Origin of the sequence: Asticcacaulis sp., assembly GCA_024707255.1 — a bacterium.
In the GTDB taxonomy this organism is placed as follows: domain Bacteria; phylum Pseudomonadota; class Alphaproteobacteria; order Caulobacterales; family Caulobacteraceae; genus Asticcacaulis.
Genome location: JANQAC010000001.1, coordinates 258190 through 273141 on the forward strand (window position 1 = coordinate 258190; position 14952 = coordinate 273141).

Here is a 14952-nt window from a genome sequence, read left to right on the forward strand (position 1 = left end):
CCATGTTCGACGCCGCACCCGCCCATTCGCCACATCCGTTCGATCTGCATGTCGGCGGCCGGGTCCGCACCCGGCGCAAGCTGCTGGGCCTCAGCCAGGAAGCCCTGGCCGAAGGCATCGGCCTCACCTTCCAGCAGGCGCAGAAATACGAGCGCGGATCGAACCGGATCAGCGCCTCGAAGCTGTACGAGATCGCCATCACCCTGAAAACGCCGATGGCCTGGTTCTGCGAAGGCTATGGCGCCGCGCCCGGCGAATATGTGGAGGCCGCCGACGAAGCCGCGATCCACGCCTTCCTGATGACGACCGAAGGTATCGCCCCGGCGCGCGCCTTCCCCAGGTGACCAGCCTGCGCCAGCGCAAGCGCCTGCTCGACCTGATCCAATCCATGGCCGACACGGCCGACGATCTCTAACCCCCACCCGGAGCCCTTCCATGCCGATCGAAACCGAAAGCGCCACCAGCGCGCCTGATGATGTCACCCTCGCGCCCGCCCAGCCCGACCTGGTCGAGGACGCCGAAGCCACGAGCCCGTCGGAAGAGACACCGGCGGAGGAGAAGGCCCCGCCCGAACCCTTCCTGTGCGCCGTGTCGGCCGATCTGTTCCGCCGCGCCTTCCTGGCCGCCTCGAAGGAAGAACACCGCCACTATCTGATGGGCGTCCATATCGAGCCCTGTGACGCCGGCGGCGCCATGCTTTCGGCCACCGATGGCCATATCGCTGTCATCGTTCATGACCCGGATGCCTATGTGAAGGGCCGGGCCATCATCCGGCTTAACAAGCTGATGCTCCGTGCCTGCAAGGCCGAGCGCGGCGACCTGACCGGCACCGAGCGGGTGCTGATGATCAACTGCGCGGAAGATCTGCTCGACACCGCCATGATCGCCCATGTGCCCTATGCCGATAGCGACACCTCGCGCGATCACGCCTTCGGCCTGATTGACGAACCGTCCGAGCAGGTGATCGCCTCGGAATATGGCGATTTCCGTATCAATGAGACCTATCCGCGCCTCGATGCGATCATCCCGCGCGATATGCAGCCCGGCTATTCGGGCGTGGCCCTCAATGCTCTGCAGCTTAAGCCCATCATCGAGGCGCTGAAACCGGCCGTCGGCAAGGCGTGCCCCATCGCCGTCTTTACAGCCGAGCAATCGCCCGAAGCCTCGGCCATCCTGGTCAAGCCGGGCCGGACCACCACCCTGCTCAATGGCCGGGCGCTCGAAGCTATGGCCATCATCATGCCGATCCGTATCGACACCGAGGCCGGCCCCGCCGACTGGGCCCCGAATGCGCCCGATCGCCGCGTGTTCCTGGCCGACCTGGAAGACCGCGACCTGGTGGTGGCCGATGACGGCTTCACCTGCCTGTCGCGCGGCGTCCATACCGTGCATGACGACCCAGACATGACCATCGGTACATGCTCGCTCTATATCGAATGCGCCGACGGCAAGCACTATCTCGATTGTCAGCTCAATGACGACGGCAGCCTGGCCGGTCTCAGCCGGTATTTCGGGCCCATCGGCGTGAAGCCTGGTCAGCCGGTGCGCAAGGTCGAGCCTTCCGCATGAACGCCGAGATCAAACCCCTTCTGACGGCGCGCCAGCGCTTGGAAAAAGCTCTGCAGCACGAGTCGCAGGACTTACCCCGCGAAGCCAATACCTATGTCAGGGTCGGCGATGTGCGGGCCATCATGCACGAAGCCGATCTCTGGAAAACGCGCGCCCTGGCCGCCGGCTATACCCCGGAGGCCAGCGAGTTTTACGCCAGCCTCACGCAAATACGTGAGGGCCGCCCGCCGATGCACCTCATGGCGGCCTATGAACCCACCCAAATGAACGATCCGCGCCCGTACAAGGTCTCGCAGCTTTTGGCGGACGGCAAACGGACGGTCGCCGCCTGGCCGACCGAAACCGAGGCATTCGAGTGCCTGCTGGCGATCGTTATCCGCGCAGATAAGGCGAAGGATCAGGGGAAAAGGCCATGACCGGACACCGTGCCATCCTCAATATGCCGTTTCCGGCCTCCTGCATAAATGCGATCCGCGCCGGCCGCGCCCTGGGCGAAGCCAACATGACCATGGCCTTCGAGCTGGACCAGGTCACCACGCCCCAGGAAGCCCTGGCCTTCGAGGTGACGCACCTGGTGACCGGCCTGCATACCGCTGTCGTCTGCACCGATGACGCACCCCGTATGGCCGCCGAAAAGACAGAGCAGTTTAAGCGACTGCTGTCCGAGGCCATCGCTCACCTCCAGACCCTCGAAGCCGGTCTGACCACCGAAACCGTCAATTCCGAAAGGCCGGACGCATGACCAGCATTTCCAACAAACCCGTGTTCCAGGCCACACTATTGCAATTGGCCGTCGCCCCCGAAAATATCCGCGCCGGGGACGACGTCGACAGCGAAATCGACGAACTGGCCGAGACCCTCCTGGCCGGCCAGATTCAACCGCTGTTGGTACGCGCCGGGGGCGAAAAATGCCTGAAAGACTGGCTCATCCTTGATGGCCGCCGCCGCTTCCTGGCCTATGAGCTGCTCTGGCAGGACGGCCGGATAGATAACGAATTCTCCATCGACTGCATCCTGTGCGAAACGCCGGAGGAGATCGCCGCGGCGGCGATTGTGGCCAATAGCGCCCGCTTGGAAATAACCAAGGCCGATTACCTGCTGGCCGTTCATCGCCTGATGAGCCAGTTCAAGACGCCGGAAGAGATCGGGCGCATCCTGGGTGTGGATGCCGGCGCCGTGCGCCAGGTTGCCCGCCTGGGCAGCCTCGACAAGGTGTTCCTGCAAGCCTTCAAGGAAGACCGGATCAGCCTGAAGGGCCTGAAACAGATCGCCCGGCTGAAGGACGCCGATGCGCTGTCGGAATTGAAACAACGGCTTGAAGGCGATGGCGAGATTCATGACTACCAGTTGCCCGATGCGACTCGGAGCGCCCTGACAGCCCAGTCCCGCCTGCTGGATGTTTTCAGCCTCGAAGACTATACCGCCGCCGGCGGCCGCATCGAATCCGACCTGTTCGGCGAACTGCCGGACCAGTTGCTGGATGGTCAAATCGCCTTTGACCGGTGGATGGCCGCCACTCAGCCCATAGCCGGCCTGCTGGCCGAACAGGGCCTCCAGGTGCATCACATGGTGGTCACGGCCGGCGATCCGCCGGGCACGGTGGCGCTCGATTATAACTATGACAGCGGCAGCACCTACCCCGAGCGGATGGACACGGATAACGCCATCGAAAGCTTCAAGCCGTCGCTCACGGCTGCCCTGGCCGCCAACGATCGCGCCGCCTATATCGAGGCGCTTAAAGATCAGGCTCTGAAGCGGCTCGACCACGCCAAGGTGGTGGCCCAGCCACAGGCCCCTGTCGCCGCCGTCGTCACCTTCAGCCAGTACAATGGTTTGACGATCAAGTTTTACGCCGACCAGGCCGAATACAAGGCCCGGCTCAAGGCAAAGCAAACCGCTCCGGACGCCCCGGCCATACGCAACAGCCTGGTCAATCGCCTGAAACTGCCCCACGCCAGAACGCGCGTGGACGTGCAAAGCTACGGCACACTGCTGCACCAGAAGGTGACCAGCATCGCCGGCAAGGCCCTGGCCTGCGAACTGGCGGCCAACCCGACGGCCGCGCTCGATACGCAGATCTCGGCCCAGTTTCAGCAATGCCTGCTGCATAGCTACAATTCAGACAGCACCACCAACCTGCTGAAGCTGTCGGTGGGCCGGATCATCAGTTTGCAACGCATCGATGCGGACGATATCCGCCGGCCGCTGGTCGACCGGCTGAAAGCCTGGCGGGATCAATATACCGCGAGCGGCCTGTATCCGTTCGAGTGGGTTCAGTCCCTGGACATGACCGCCAAGCTGGAGCTGCTGGCGCTGATCACCGCCCTGCAGGTCGATACCTTCGAGCAGAAAAAACAACGAGCTCCGCCTCGATGCCCGCGCCGAGGCCGCCCATATCGCCCGCGCCATCGGCCACGATATCCGCAAGCATTATAAGCCCGAGGCCGACTTCTACGCCCAGTGCAGCAAGAAACAGCTCATAGATTTCATCGACCAGATGAAGGTGGCCACACGGCCCTTCGAGAAGATGAAGACGGCCGAGCTGGCCGAAGAGGTGGCCAAGCTGGCCGCGGCGCATAACTTCATCCCGCCCGCCTTCCAGTTTGAACTGGTTGAAGACGAGGCGGTCACGACCGATGACAACGCCGAAGATGCCGATATCGACCTCAGCGACGACCAGGACGTCGACACCTTCGACGAAGAAGAGGTCGGCGACGACGACGAGGTGCCGGCATGAGCATTCATGATTTATTTGTTGGACCTAACTTCCCAAATTTCAGCTCTATAGTCTTGAATAAGGGCGCCATTGGAATACCGCGAGCAATATTTGAACGGGAAGCTATCAGTCTTTTCCTCTTTGAAAACATCGAGGTAAGTCAGCTTCACCGAGATGTAAAGCGTCGCTGCACCGTGTTCGACAAGCTTGTAATCGTCTTCATTAAACCCTTCCTCTGTCCTAAGTTCCGGTTCGTCAGGAGCGCCAGGAAATATCGTCCGAATTTCGTGATGTGCCATGACAGGTCCGCCGATCGGTGCATCCGGATCGAGTGCATTGCTCAGTTTGGTAAAACAGATAACTTCGATCTTCAAGGACGCTGCAGGCGTTCTTCCGAGGTTCGTAAGCTTCAGCGACATAGCAACACGGCCAGTGCTGTCAAAGGACACGCCATCGATGTCACACCGAACGTAGGCACGATGTTCAAGACGCTGTGCTTTTCGGTTGTCGAAATAACCGACGCCTGCGACACAAAGCGCAACAAAGGCAACCAGGCTACCGATTGCATTCCAGTTGAGTCTGTCGTCCGGAATCCGGCAGCCCACCAAAACACCAATGAACATTGCAAACAACAGCACAGAGACGACAAGCAGTCGTCTTTCAAGCTTCGTCAGTTCATTCCACCTATCCACACAAACCTCTCCACAACCCCTTCCCAAGCTTTAGCCTGGAACCATCCAGGCGCGCAACTCGAGGTGCTCGTATGAGCACCTATTACTGGACAGGCTACGCCGGCTTCCATGCCGCCAAGAAAGCCGCCCGCGAGACCGGCCGGCCAGAGCCCACACGGCTCGAATATGCCGCCTCCCAGCCCCGGCTGATCCCCATTCTCACACGCGTTCAACAGGCGATCTGATCTATGACTCAACCTCACTTGTTTAGCTTCACCCCCGCCGATCAGTATCGGGTTCATCATGTCCTGGATATGCTTGATGGATTCTCGGATGGCATAGATGCCGACCGTCTCGCCGCCGGAATCGCGTTCGCCAGGTCAGGCATCAAGCCCGACCAAATTCCCGAGGACCTGGTCGACCTGTTCGCGTCATTTTACCTCGGCGCCAAAGAGGCCGGCGAGTGGACGCGCGAAAACGATGACAGTCAAAAGATCGAGGCAAAAGCCGACATTGAGCGCATCATGGCCGAGAGCCTGAAGACGCCTTTGCCAGACGCTTCGGAAGTCCAGAAGCTGCTGCACGAACGCGACCGTATCCTGCGTGACCTCCGGAACCAAATCGTTCCCTTCGATAAGTTCAAGTCCGATTTTGCCGACGAGTTGGTGAAGCAGTTTGGTCAGGAAAAAGACAAGGATGGCGATGATGTCCGTGAATATGGCCTAGGCGCCGCTGAAGGATATTACGACGACCCCGATATGTGGGAAGACGGCACGATCGATCCTGCCTTTTGCGCCAAAACCGATCTCAGCTACTGGGAGACCGAGTAGATGCTGGAGATCCTGAAATTTATTTTCCGCGACTTCTGGACCTGGGCCGGCACCGCCGCCCTGCTGTCGATCATCGCCCAGGGCCTGATTACGGCGGTCGGGATCATCGTCACCGGGAGGAAGGAATGACCACCGGCATCACCTGGACTGAAGAAACCTGGAATCCGATCGTCGGCTGCTCGATCGTCAGCAAGGGCTGCACCAACTGCTACGCCATGCAATGGGCCGGGCAGCGCATGGATGGCAACCCGAAATCGCCGCACTATGCCGACACCACCAAACAGGTGAACGACCACCACGTCTGGACCGGCAAGCTGGCCCAGGCGCCCGAGGCCACCCTGCTGAAGCCACTGCGCTGGCAACGGCCACGCATGATCTTCGTCAACAGCATGTCGGACCTGTTTCATGAGGCCGTGCCTGATGAGTGGATTGACCAGGTGTTCGCCGTCATGGCGCTCACGCCCCAGCACACCTATCAGATCCTGACCAAGCGCCCGCAGCGGATGAAGGCGTATATGTCTAAGACGTGGCACTTCCGCGTCATGGACTTTATGCGCATTTACGGCAAGGTCCCGAAGGATAAGGGCGTAGGACTTAACACCAGCAACGGCGGCACCTTGGCCAATGTCTGGCTGGGCGTATCGGTCGAGGACCAGGCCACGGCCGATGAACGAATCCCGCTGCTTCTGGATACGCCGGCCGCGTTGCGGTGGATTTCGGCCGAACCGTTACTTGGGCCAATCGACTTAGTTTATCTAAACCGTGCACCATCAGTGATAGACAAGGCTATGCCCGGCTTCTCCAATGTTGAAGGTTTTTACTTAGACGCCCTCAATGGAGGTAAACACATCAAAATGAAGGCCGGCATAGGCTACAGCGCATCTTCGGTGCCGCCAAAACTCGACTGGGTTGTTATCGGCGGCGAGAGCGGTCGTGATGCTCGGCCGATGCATCCGGACTGGGCCCGATCGCTCCGCGACCAATGCGCAGATGCCGCCGTTCCGTTCTTTTTCAAACAATGGGGCGAGTGGCATCCAATGGGGCAAACAATGGCGGACGGCACCACCAACGCTTTAGACAAGGGACAACGCCCCGGCCTCTGGCACGAGGGATCGATGTCCGCCCGTGTCGGCAAAGGCGCCGCCGGCGACCTGCTTGATGGTGTCAGACATCATAACTGGCCCTTGGTGAGCCAATGAGTGCAGCCCATGCCATACCGGAAGCCTGGCCTCTGTTCCTTTGTGTGGAACAGTTGGAGGCTTACCTTGGCATGGACATTCGCACGATCCGCCATATCTGCCCGGTGGCGCCACTCGATTTCGGCAATAGCCTGGTACGTTACCATCGCCTGCAGATAGATGCCTGGGCGGCCACCTTGCCGCCACGCTTGCCTAAGTCGGCATCAAACGTTAACACTCCGGAGTCCGAGCCTATGCCGGCGGCCGACACGGTCGAGATTCCTCGCCTCAGTCCGGCCGAAAAGGCACGTCGCCGGGCGCAGGAGAAACAGAAATGGCCGAAGGCGAGTTAAAGGTTCCGCACGTACAGCGTATTAAGCGTGCGGACGGACGGGTCGACCTATATTTCCGCAAAGGTGGGTGGCGCGAAGGCCCCCTGAAATCGGCCGACGGCACGCCCGAGCTGATGGCCGAGGTGCAAACGATCCTGGATAAGGTCGCGCGCGCGCAAACGGCTGCGCTGAAGCCGAGATCGAATACGGTCGGCGGGCTGTTGCGCGCCTATAATAGGTCGGCCGAGTTCCTGATGCTGGCCCGGTCGACCCAGGGCGAATACCAGAATTATATCGATGAGATCATCGAGGACTGTGACACCTGGCCGTTGACCGATGTCACCCGTACCTGGGTGCTGGAGATGCGCGACGCCTGGGCGCTGCGTGGCCACCGCGCTGCCAGCAACCGCCTGCAGGTGCTGAAGAACGCCATGGCGCCTGTGATCGACGATGAGACCGACAACCGTATTGCCGGCGATCCATTCCACAAGGTCAAGAAGGTCTCGAGGCCGCACAGCAGCGACGAAGCCCATCCGATTTGGGAAGACTACGAGGTCGAGACCGCGATCGACGCCGCGATCGAGAATGACCAGGCCGGCCTCGCCCGCGCCATTGCCCTCGGCCGGTATGGCGGGTTCCGCCGCGGCACCATCTGCCACATTCCGCTGGGCGCGCGCCTGACCGGCTACAATGACGAAGGCTATGCGGAGCGCCGCCTATACTGGATAACCGAGAAGCGCATCGTCCGGTGCGACAAGCGCGAGGATCCGCGCCTCACGGCCGTCATGGAGCGCACCGCCAACCGGGCGATCACCATCGCCTATAATCAGCGGGATCACGCCTGGAAGGAGCGGCAACTTAACCAGGCCGTCGACCGGCTGATGACGCGCCTCGCCAAAGATGGCCGGGTGCGCGCCGCCGTCGACGAACAGGGCGAGATCTATTGCCCGCTCACCATTCATGGCCTTCGCCATTCTCGCGGCGTTGAGCTGGCGCACGCCGGCGCATCCGACGCAGAGATCATGGGGCAGCTTGAGCAACTGTCAGCCGCCGCGGCGCAGGAATATCGCCGCCAGGCCAACCGCCGGCGCATGGCCGACTCGGGTCAGGACAAGGTCGACAATGTCGTGAAGTTGCGTGCAGCGGCAAAGGAGCGTAAATCAGTCGACTCGAGAACCGGAAGCTAACCCCGGTTAAGCCTCTTTTCGAAATGCTTACCCAGCGAGGCTGCGATAATGCCACCTGTTATGATGTTCTGCATTGTGTCCATTTGTTTATCAGTAAGCCAATGGCAATGAATAGTTGCCCAGGTCCAAATAGGGATCTGTGCCGGGGAAACTATATGCCAAAGCCAAACAATTGCTACGACACCGAGTGCGACGAACATCCCCCACAACGCAACGACCGCCATGGTTTCGAAATGATCGCGAAACCGCTGGGTACGATTATGTTCCCGCTCCTGCGCTTCTTTTTCCAAATCTGAAGCAGACTTTCCTCGCTGCAGAAACACAGCCTCCCGCTCGGCAAGGTCTTCCGGCACGGACTCCGTTTCCTCAGTGGTCGAGGCAACAAACTCTGGGATTACCCGACGGTTAAGCGCGGCACCATCATCGGAAGTATGCGCCTTCCACCCAACTTGGGAGAAATCAGAACAATCGTCATCAGCGTCATTCCCCCCAGCCGTCATAGTCAGCCAGCCGGCTGCGATGCAAGACGCTCGTAATGGGACTGAATAAGGTCCATCGGAATCACCTCTCCGAAAGCCTGCTCATCGTACACATAATGCCATGGCGTCCGTGGCTGATGGGTCAGTCGGGACAAATCCACACCACTCATGTGTCCATAACGATCGTAGGTTTGGCGCACTAAATCTTTTTCCCACTCCAGTAAGTCGTCATGGCGGGGTGAGGGAAGTGTCTTGTCAACTGGGCTGCTTTTGAAATCTCTAACCGCACTATACAAACGAGGGATCACAGGACCATATTTCCACGCCTGAACGTCGTCACTGATCAATGGCCTGCCATACAGACCAAGGCACCACCCGTGAGCAATATACACCAGCTTCAAAAGCTTCATGGGAGTGATGGGATTATTGTCAGCGCGGGCAAGCTGAAGCAGATAGTTGGCTACCGTTCTGCTGTCGTGCATGGCCACCTCCTCTTCTTCTAACTGCCAATAAATGATTCTAGCATGATTGCAGAGTGACAACTAGATAGTTATCAACAATCTGTGCACAACCCTAGCATTACAAATCGTAAAATAAAGTTCCGGAATTTACTTCGAGAACAAACCTAAAACCGCTTCTGTAACAAGACCTGTAACAGCCCTGTAACAAGCCTCTCTTGCATCACTCCGGCACAAACAAAAACAGCACCCGAAGGTGCTGAATTTATTGAAATAGTTAAATGGCGCACTCGGAGCGATTCGAACGCCCGACCCTCAGATTCGTAGTCTGATGCTCTATCCAGCTGAGCTACGAGTGCCTGCACATTCAAGTCCGTCAGGTCGATCCCTGACAGCGAGGGCGGACATTTAGTTGAACGGTTTCGATAAGGCAAGGCCGGATCGGCACTTTTTCCACCGAATTGATGATTTTTTGTTGATCGCCCTGCCCTGAGGGCGTCACAGTCTTATATAGAACCTGCCAATACCGCCTAACTGTGTCGTCTAAAGGAATACCGTCATGCGTTACCCGTCCCTGAAATCGCTCGTCATTGTGGCAACAGGGCTGGTTCTGACGGGATGCGCCGCTCTCCCTGCGGCTGAAACCCCACGCGTGGAGCCCATCGTGGTCGCCGCCGAGCCGGAGGCCGCCCAGGCGGGGATGGGTGTGCTCAGGCGCGGCGGTACGGCCGCCGACGCCGCGGTGGCGGTCCAGACCGTTCTGGGCCTGGTCGAGCCGCAAAGCTCCGGTCTGGGCGGAGGCGCCTTCATGCTCTACTACGACGCCAGAACCGGAAAGATCAGCGACTATAATGGCCGTGAAACCGCGCCCGCGGCCGCTACGCCGGATATGTTCACAGGAACGGACGGCAAACCACTTGCTTTCAAGGACGCCGTTGTGTCCGGCCGCGCAACCGGCGTGCCCGGCGCCATGTTCCTGCTCGACCAGGCGCAGAAGGACCACGGCAATCAGGACTGGGCCAGCCTGTTCGCGCCCGCCACGGCACTGGCCGATAACGGCTTTACCGTGACAAAGCGCCTTGGCAACTATCTGCAAAACGCCGATTTCGCCGAAAAGCACACGCCGGACTTCATCGCCTATCTCGGTGACGGCCAGGGCGGCTATCGCAAGACAGGCGACGTGATCAAGAATCCGGCCTATGCCGAGACCCTGCGTGCCTTCGCCAGCCAGCGCAGCGAAGCCTTCCGCAAAGGGCCGATCGCCGAAGCCATTGTCGCAAAGACCCACGAAGCCCCCCTGCCCGGCGGCATGAGCCTGAACGATCTGGCTGGTTACAAGGTCAAGGTCACCACCACGGTGCCTTACGCCACCGCCGGCGGATATGCCGGCAAGCCGGTCTGCATCACCTATCACATCTATATCGTCTGCTCGAACAATGCCCCTTCCGGCGGCATCGCCCTGCTGCAGGGGCTGAAGATGGCCGAATCCCAGCCGCTGGCAGAATGGGGCGTGCATGATCCACGGTCGTGGCAGGTGGTCATCGAGGCCGAGCGTCTGATGTATGCCGACCGCGATCAATACGAGGCCGATACAGCACTGTTCAATTCGCAACAGGATGCCTACCTCAATCCGGACTATCTGAAAGCGCGCTCGGCCCTGATCCAGGTGGGCAGGGCCAATGCCGCGCCCAAACCCGGCGACCTGTCGATGAAGGTGGCGATGGACAAGACACTGGAGCCCGGCGGCACCACCCATTTCGTCATCCGCGACACCTATGGCAATGTGCTGAGCATGACGACAACCGTCGAGAGCTTCTTCGGCACCGGCCGGATGGTCGGCGGCTTCTTCCTCAATAACCAGTTGACCGATTTCTCCTTCAGCCCGCAGACGGTGGACGGCCTGCCGGTGGCCAACAGCGTGGCGCCGGGCAAGCATCCGCGCTCCTCCATGTCGCCGGTGATCGTGTTCGATTCGACGGGCAAAAAAGTCATTGCGGCGGTGGGTTCGCCCGGCGGCTCCGCGATCCTGGCTTATAATCTGAAAACCCTGATTGGCATTCTGGACTGGAATCTCTCCATGCAGGACGCCATCAACCTGCCAATCGTGGTGGCGCGTGGCGACACCATCCGCATCGAACAAACGCGCATGGAACCGGCGGTCTGGGACGGCCTGACCGGCATGGGCTACAAGCTATCGCCCCTGGCCGGTGAGGAATCCGGCCTGAACGGCATCTTGCGCCAGCCGGACGGCTCGTTCAACGGCGGTAGCGATCCGCGCCGCGAGGGCGTGGTGATCAGGGGGGATGCGAGGCCGTAAGTTTCACGATGCCTTGAAAGCGATCAGGGCCTGCAAATTGATCGCGTGATTGTCCCACGCATCAAGCACAAGCAGCAGCCGTGCGTAATAGTCATCAGGATCGATAAGCCCCGCCCTGTACTGGCGCAGCAGGAAGCCGAGATAATCGGCCAGGGCCTGTTCACGATCGAATTCAGCACGGCCTTCCATTTCTCTCTCCCTGAATCGGGCGGCATGATGGCCAAAGCGATGCGTTCATCAGGGACATCAGTCGTATAAAATCTCCATTAGGTTCTCTTTTTAAATAGAATTTGACTTGGCCGCGGGGCGATATCTAACCTGTGGCATGAGCAGGATCGTCATTCTTACCGGTGCGGGCATTTCAGCGGAATCAGGCGTGCCGACCTTCCGGGCCTCGGATGGCCTGTGGTGCGGCCACCGGGTCGAGGCCGTGGCGACGCCGGAAGGCTTTGCCGCCAATCCAGCCCTGGTGCAGGATTTCTATAACCAACGCCGCCGGCAACTGGCCGAGGTCCAGCCCAATGCCGCCCACCATGCCCTGGCCCGGCTGGCGGCGCATCCGGCCCATGAGGTGCTGGTGGTGACGCAGAATGTCGATGACCTGCATGATCGCGCCCACGCGGCGACCGGTGCCGCCCCGCCGCTGCACATGCACGGCGAACTACTGAAAGCGCGCCACGTCATTACCGGCGTGGTGCAGGACTGGCATACCGATATCCCCGTCGAGTCGGATCTGCGCCCACATATCGTCTGGTTTGGCGAAATGCCTCTGGAGATGGATCGTATCGAACGCGCACTGGATGCCTGCGACCTGTTTATTTCCATCGGCACCTCCGGCAATGTCTATCCGGCGGCCGGCTTCGTCTCGGCGGCCAAGCACGCCGGCGCCCATACGGTTGAGCTCAATCTCGAACCGTCGCTCGGCCACAGCCTGTTCGATGAAAAGATTTTGGGGCCAGCCACGCAGGTAGTGCCGGACTATGCAAGGCGATTTCTGTCGCTACAATAAAGGCCGCGCAGATTGCCAGCGGTGATGGACAGGGGCACATATTCAGCCATGCGTTCGGCCGGAACGCGGGGCGCCTCGCATTTGACGCAGTAGCATTCATGCGGCCGGCAATGCTGGCCGGGGAGCTTTGCGATTGTCCAGAAATTCAATGAGGTGCGCGCCAGCGATCAGGACGGGCTTTTGGTCATTGACATTGGGCAAGCCGGCCCTAAGCCAGCGCCTTATGGTTATGGGGGCCGCACCCAGCGCGCGGAATATTTCATCCACAGTCTAGGTGCGGTGAGTTTTTATCCCGGCGCAGCTGACTGCGGCGCATTTAGAAGCCATTGATCAGTTCTCGCGGGTTACCGACTTCAAAGAACGGTCCTTTAAATTTTCACAAATGAATGACTGGCTTAAACCGCAGCTCTTACATGCTTCATCAATGTGATACGCGATTTTATCAACTTGGGTAGACATGCGAATCCTTTCGTGGTTGCATGAACCCAAATCTTCTGCTTTGCCGTTTTGGTCATCCTTTAAAAAGATCAAATGTAATCATCAAATCAATATTTTGGATAATATTGGACACCAGTTGCCCACATGTGTTGATTTATTCTAAGGGGTCAAAAACCCTTTCATCCACAGTTTTGGATTAAATCTATGCATTTTCCTTGCCGTCATAACGATACTTCAGACGCCAAAGCTTGCTGCCCGATACCGCGACCAGAACGAACAACCCACCATCATCGGAGAGCTTATAAGGCTTGTCCTTTGGTTTGGCGTTGCGAATTGCCGTGTCGGTCAAGGCCATGTGTACCACCAATTCAGGGGCTGATTTGTGCCATCACGGGGAACCCAATCCTCGTATCCATGCTCCTCAAAAGGGTGGTCAACGATCCTCTAAACGACGGGATGCGAAGGCTCGCGAATGGAAGGCCCAGCATCTATCACCGCGCTACATCATCAGATGATCTAAGTTCAGGCTGTGATACGAAATCAGGTCGATGGCTTCCTTTAGATGTTGTGCGTTATGGCCACGGCCATAATGCTGATGCACCTCATGTTTACTGGCAGAAGCCCAGCCCCCAAGAGCCACGGCAAGCTGCTCATCGATTTTTGCGTCGCGCAGGGCATCGCGGAAGCAATGGCGGTAAGAATGAAACACAAACAGCCTATAATTGCTTCGTTCGTTGATCAGGGGACGGCTGTAGCGGCCATACCACTTCGAGAACTCGACCGAATAATGCCCGTTCTTGGACCGGGCCAGTTCTGGGAACAGCTTTTTTGAACCGTCTCTTTGTCGGATGTTGGCCACCCTAAGCAAGCCCATCTTCAAAAGGGCTTGGTGAATGGGGATCAACCTTCGGCTGGCTTCTGTTTTCAAGTGCTTATCAGCGCCGTCACTGACGGAGAAGCACGGAACGCCATCTACCTCAACGATGTCCTGCGGTTCCAGAGAGCAAATCTCGTTGAGCCTCATTCCGGAGAATAGCGCAATCAGCGGCACGAACCACTTTGCGGTCATTCTGTTGGCCATCGATGTGTCCTGATGCACCTTTCCCCGGAAGATCGCATTCAGATGTGCAATTGTGTAGGGATGACGCTTATCGCGTTTCTTGACGGGATCATTGACGCGCAAACCACGGGTATGGTTGCGATCAATCAGCCCTTCGTTAAGCGCGTAGGTCATGATTGTTGACATCACAATCATGTAGCCATTCACCGACACGGGGCCGAGGAGGTCCGGCGTGCCTTCGGCCTTGGCCATCTTTGCTGCGGCCTTTGCTGAAAGGTTTGGATAGCTCTTACGAGCATTAGCTGGTAGCCAGCGCAGCGTGTCCAGAAGCTTTCTGCACGTATCCCTGTCGATGTCCTTTACGGCCGTATCCTTGCCAACGATGTCGAAAAGGACGCTGACTATTTCATGATACCTGCAGACGGTCTTGGGTGTCCGTTTCTTTGCCGGATCATTGATGAAGAGCGTGAACACCTCTTCGAAGGTCTTACCCTTATCCTGCGTTAATGCCTGTGGCGCAGGGTTGATGACGATGGGTTGGGGAGGATGTCCCTCAGCCTGTCTAAGCCATTGTTCAAATTCGACACCCACTACGCGGGCTTGCCGGACAGCCTCATCAACTCTGCCGGTCCCCAACGATCTGACGAAGTGCGTCTTTCCCACGATGGCTTGTAGTGGTCTGGGGATGGACCATTTCACATAGATCGT

18 protein-coding genes, 1 tRNA gene and 2 pseudogenes are annotated in these 14952 nt (G+C 58.8%); 14 read left to right on the plus strand and 7 right to left on the minus strand.

What is annotated here, in order from left to right; translation table 11 throughout:
* Nucleotides 1-2 precede the first annotated feature (2 nt).
* The 6 genes and pseudogenes from NVV72_01215 to NVV72_01240 all read left to right on the plus strand — a co-directional run bounded on the left by NVV72_01215 (nucleotide 3) and on the right by NVV72_01240 (nucleotide 4306).
* Nucleotides 3-415, plus strand: a pseudogene (locus NVV72_01215) (helix-turn-helix domain-containing protein).
* 20 nt (nucleotides 416-435) lie between these two features.
* Nucleotides 436-1569, plus strand: a complete 1134-nt coding sequence (locus NVV72_01220) for a hypothetical protein (protein MCR6658013.1) — start codon at nucleotides 436-438, stop codon at nucleotides 1567-1569.
* Nucleotides 1566-1985, plus strand: a complete 420-nt coding sequence (locus NVV72_01225) for a hypothetical protein (GenBank protein MCR6658014.1) — start codon at nucleotides 1566-1568, stop codon at nucleotides 1983-1985. Before NVV72_01220 ends, NVV72_01225 begins: the two co-directional genes overlap by 4 nt.
* On the plus strand, nucleotides 1982-2311 hold the full coding sequence (locus NVV72_01230) for a hypothetical protein (GenBank protein ID MCR6658015.1): 330 nt from the start codon (nucleotides 1982-1984) through the stop codon (nucleotides 2309-2311). The genes NVV72_01225 and NVV72_01230 overlap by 4 nt, the downstream gene beginning before the upstream one ends.
* Entirely contained in the window at nucleotides 2308-4005 is a 1698-nt protein-coding gene (locus NVV72_01235) for a ParB/RepB/Spo0J family partition protein (GenBank protein ID MCR6658016.1), read from the plus strand. The genes NVV72_01230 and NVV72_01235 overlap by 4 nt, the downstream gene beginning before the upstream one ends.
* A 61-nt stretch (nucleotides 4006-4066) precedes the next feature.
* Nucleotides 4067-4306, plus strand: coding sequence for a hypothetical protein (locus NVV72_01240; GenBank protein ID MCR6658017.1), 240 nt, complete (start codon nucleotides 4067-4069; stop codon nucleotides 4304-4306).
* Nucleotides 4307-4317: 11 nt separating this feature from the next.
* Here the strand turns inward: NVV72_01240 and NVV72_01245 are convergent, their stop codons facing one another.
* Nucleotides 4318-4977, minus strand: a complete 660-nt coding sequence (locus NVV72_01245; protein ID MCR6658018.1) for a hypothetical protein — start codon at nucleotides 4975-4977, stop codon at nucleotides 4318-4320.
* 71 nt (nucleotides 4978-5048) lie between these two features.
* Between NVV72_01245 and NVV72_01250 the strand changes: the two genes are divergently transcribed.
* The 6 genes from NVV72_01250 to NVV72_01275 are packed head-to-tail and all read left to right on the plus strand — an operon-like array spanning nucleotide 5049 to nucleotide 8483.
* A complete protein-coding gene (locus NVV72_01250) occupies nucleotides 5049-5201 on the plus strand; it encodes a hypothetical protein (GenBank protein ID MCR6658019.1) in 153 nt (50 codons plus the stop codon).
* 3 nt (nucleotides 5202-5204) lie between these two features.
* A complete protein-coding gene (locus NVV72_01255) occupies nucleotides 5205-5786 on the plus strand; it encodes a hypothetical protein (protein ID MCR6658020.1) in 582 nt (193 codons plus the stop codon).
* A complete protein-coding gene (locus tag NVV72_01260; protein MCR6658021.1) occupies nucleotides 5787-5915 on the plus strand; it encodes a hypothetical protein in 129 nt (42 codons plus the stop codon).
* Entirely contained in the window at nucleotides 5912-6985 is a 1074-nt protein-coding gene (locus NVV72_01265) for a phage Gp37/Gp68 family protein (GenBank protein MCR6658022.1), read from the plus strand. Before NVV72_01260 ends, NVV72_01265 begins: the two co-directional genes overlap by 4 nt.
* Entirely contained in the window at nucleotides 6982-7317 is a 336-nt protein-coding gene (locus NVV72_01270; protein MCR6658023.1) for a hypothetical protein, read from the plus strand. The genes NVV72_01265 and NVV72_01270 overlap by 4 nt, the downstream gene beginning before the upstream one ends.
* On the plus strand, nucleotides 7299-8483 hold the full coding sequence (locus tag NVV72_01275) for a site-specific integrase (GenBank protein ID MCR6658024.1): 1185 nt from the start codon (nucleotides 7299-7301) through the stop codon (nucleotides 8481-8483). The genes NVV72_01270 and NVV72_01275 overlap by 19 nt, the downstream gene beginning before the upstream one ends.
* On the opposite strand, the gene NVV72_01280 is transcribed toward NVV72_01275, so the two are convergent.
* The 3 genes from NVV72_01280 to NVV72_01290 all read right to left on the minus strand — a co-directional run bounded on the left by NVV72_01280 (nucleotide 8480) and on the right by NVV72_01290 (nucleotide 9779).
* Nucleotides 8480-8836, minus strand: coding sequence for a hypothetical protein (locus NVV72_01280; GenBank protein ID MCR6658025.1), 357 nt, complete (start codon nucleotides 8834-8836; stop codon nucleotides 8480-8482). The genes NVV72_01275 and NVV72_01280 overlap by 4 nt on opposite strands.
* A 149-nt stretch (nucleotides 8837-8985) precedes the next feature.
* The gene (locus NVV72_01285; GenBank protein MCR6658026.1) at nucleotides 8986-9444 is read right to left on the minus strand and encodes a DUF4065 domain-containing protein; all 459 of its coding nucleotides are present in this window, start codon (nucleotides 9442-9444) and stop codon (nucleotides 8986-8988) included.
* A 258-nt stretch (nucleotides 9445-9702) separates the two neighbouring features.
* Nucleotides 9703-9779, minus strand: a tRNA-Arg gene (locus tag NVV72_01290).
* A 200-nt stretch (nucleotides 9780-9979) separates the two neighbouring features.
* Between NVV72_01290 and NVV72_01295 the strand changes: the two genes are divergently transcribed.
* Nucleotides 9980-11737: a gamma-glutamyltransferase family protein gene (locus NVV72_01295; protein MCR6658027.1), complete on the plus strand. Its 1758-nt coding sequence runs from the start codon at nucleotides 9980-9982 to the stop codon at nucleotides 11735-11737.
* Nucleotides 11738-11740: 3 nt separating this feature from the next.
* Here NVV72_01295 and NVV72_01300 read toward each other — a convergent pair whose 3' ends face one another.
* Nucleotides 11741-11926 (minus strand): hypothetical protein, encoded by a 186-nt coding sequence (locus NVV72_01300; GenBank protein MCR6658028.1) that lies wholly within the window; start codon nucleotides 11924-11926, stop codon nucleotides 11741-11743.
* Nucleotides 11927-12062: 136 nt separating this feature from the next.
* Between NVV72_01300 and NVV72_01305 the strand changes: the two genes are divergently transcribed.
* Complete coding sequence (locus NVV72_01305) at nucleotides 12063-12746, plus strand: NAD-dependent deacylase (GenBank protein MCR6658029.1); 684 nt, start codon at nucleotides 12063-12065, stop codon at nucleotides 12744-12746.
* Between the two features lie 649 nt (nucleotides 12747-13395).
* Here NVV72_01305 and NVV72_01310 read toward each other — a convergent pair.
* Nucleotides 13396-13539 (minus strand): annotated as a pseudogene (locus NVV72_01310) (Arm DNA-binding domain-containing protein).
* A 144-nt stretch (nucleotides 13540-13683) separates the two neighbouring features.
* Entirely contained in the window at nucleotides 13684-14943 is a 1260-nt protein-coding gene (locus NVV72_01315; GenBank protein ID MCR6658030.1) for a site-specific integrase, read from the minus strand.
* Nucleotides 14944-14952: the final 9 nt, after the last annotated feature.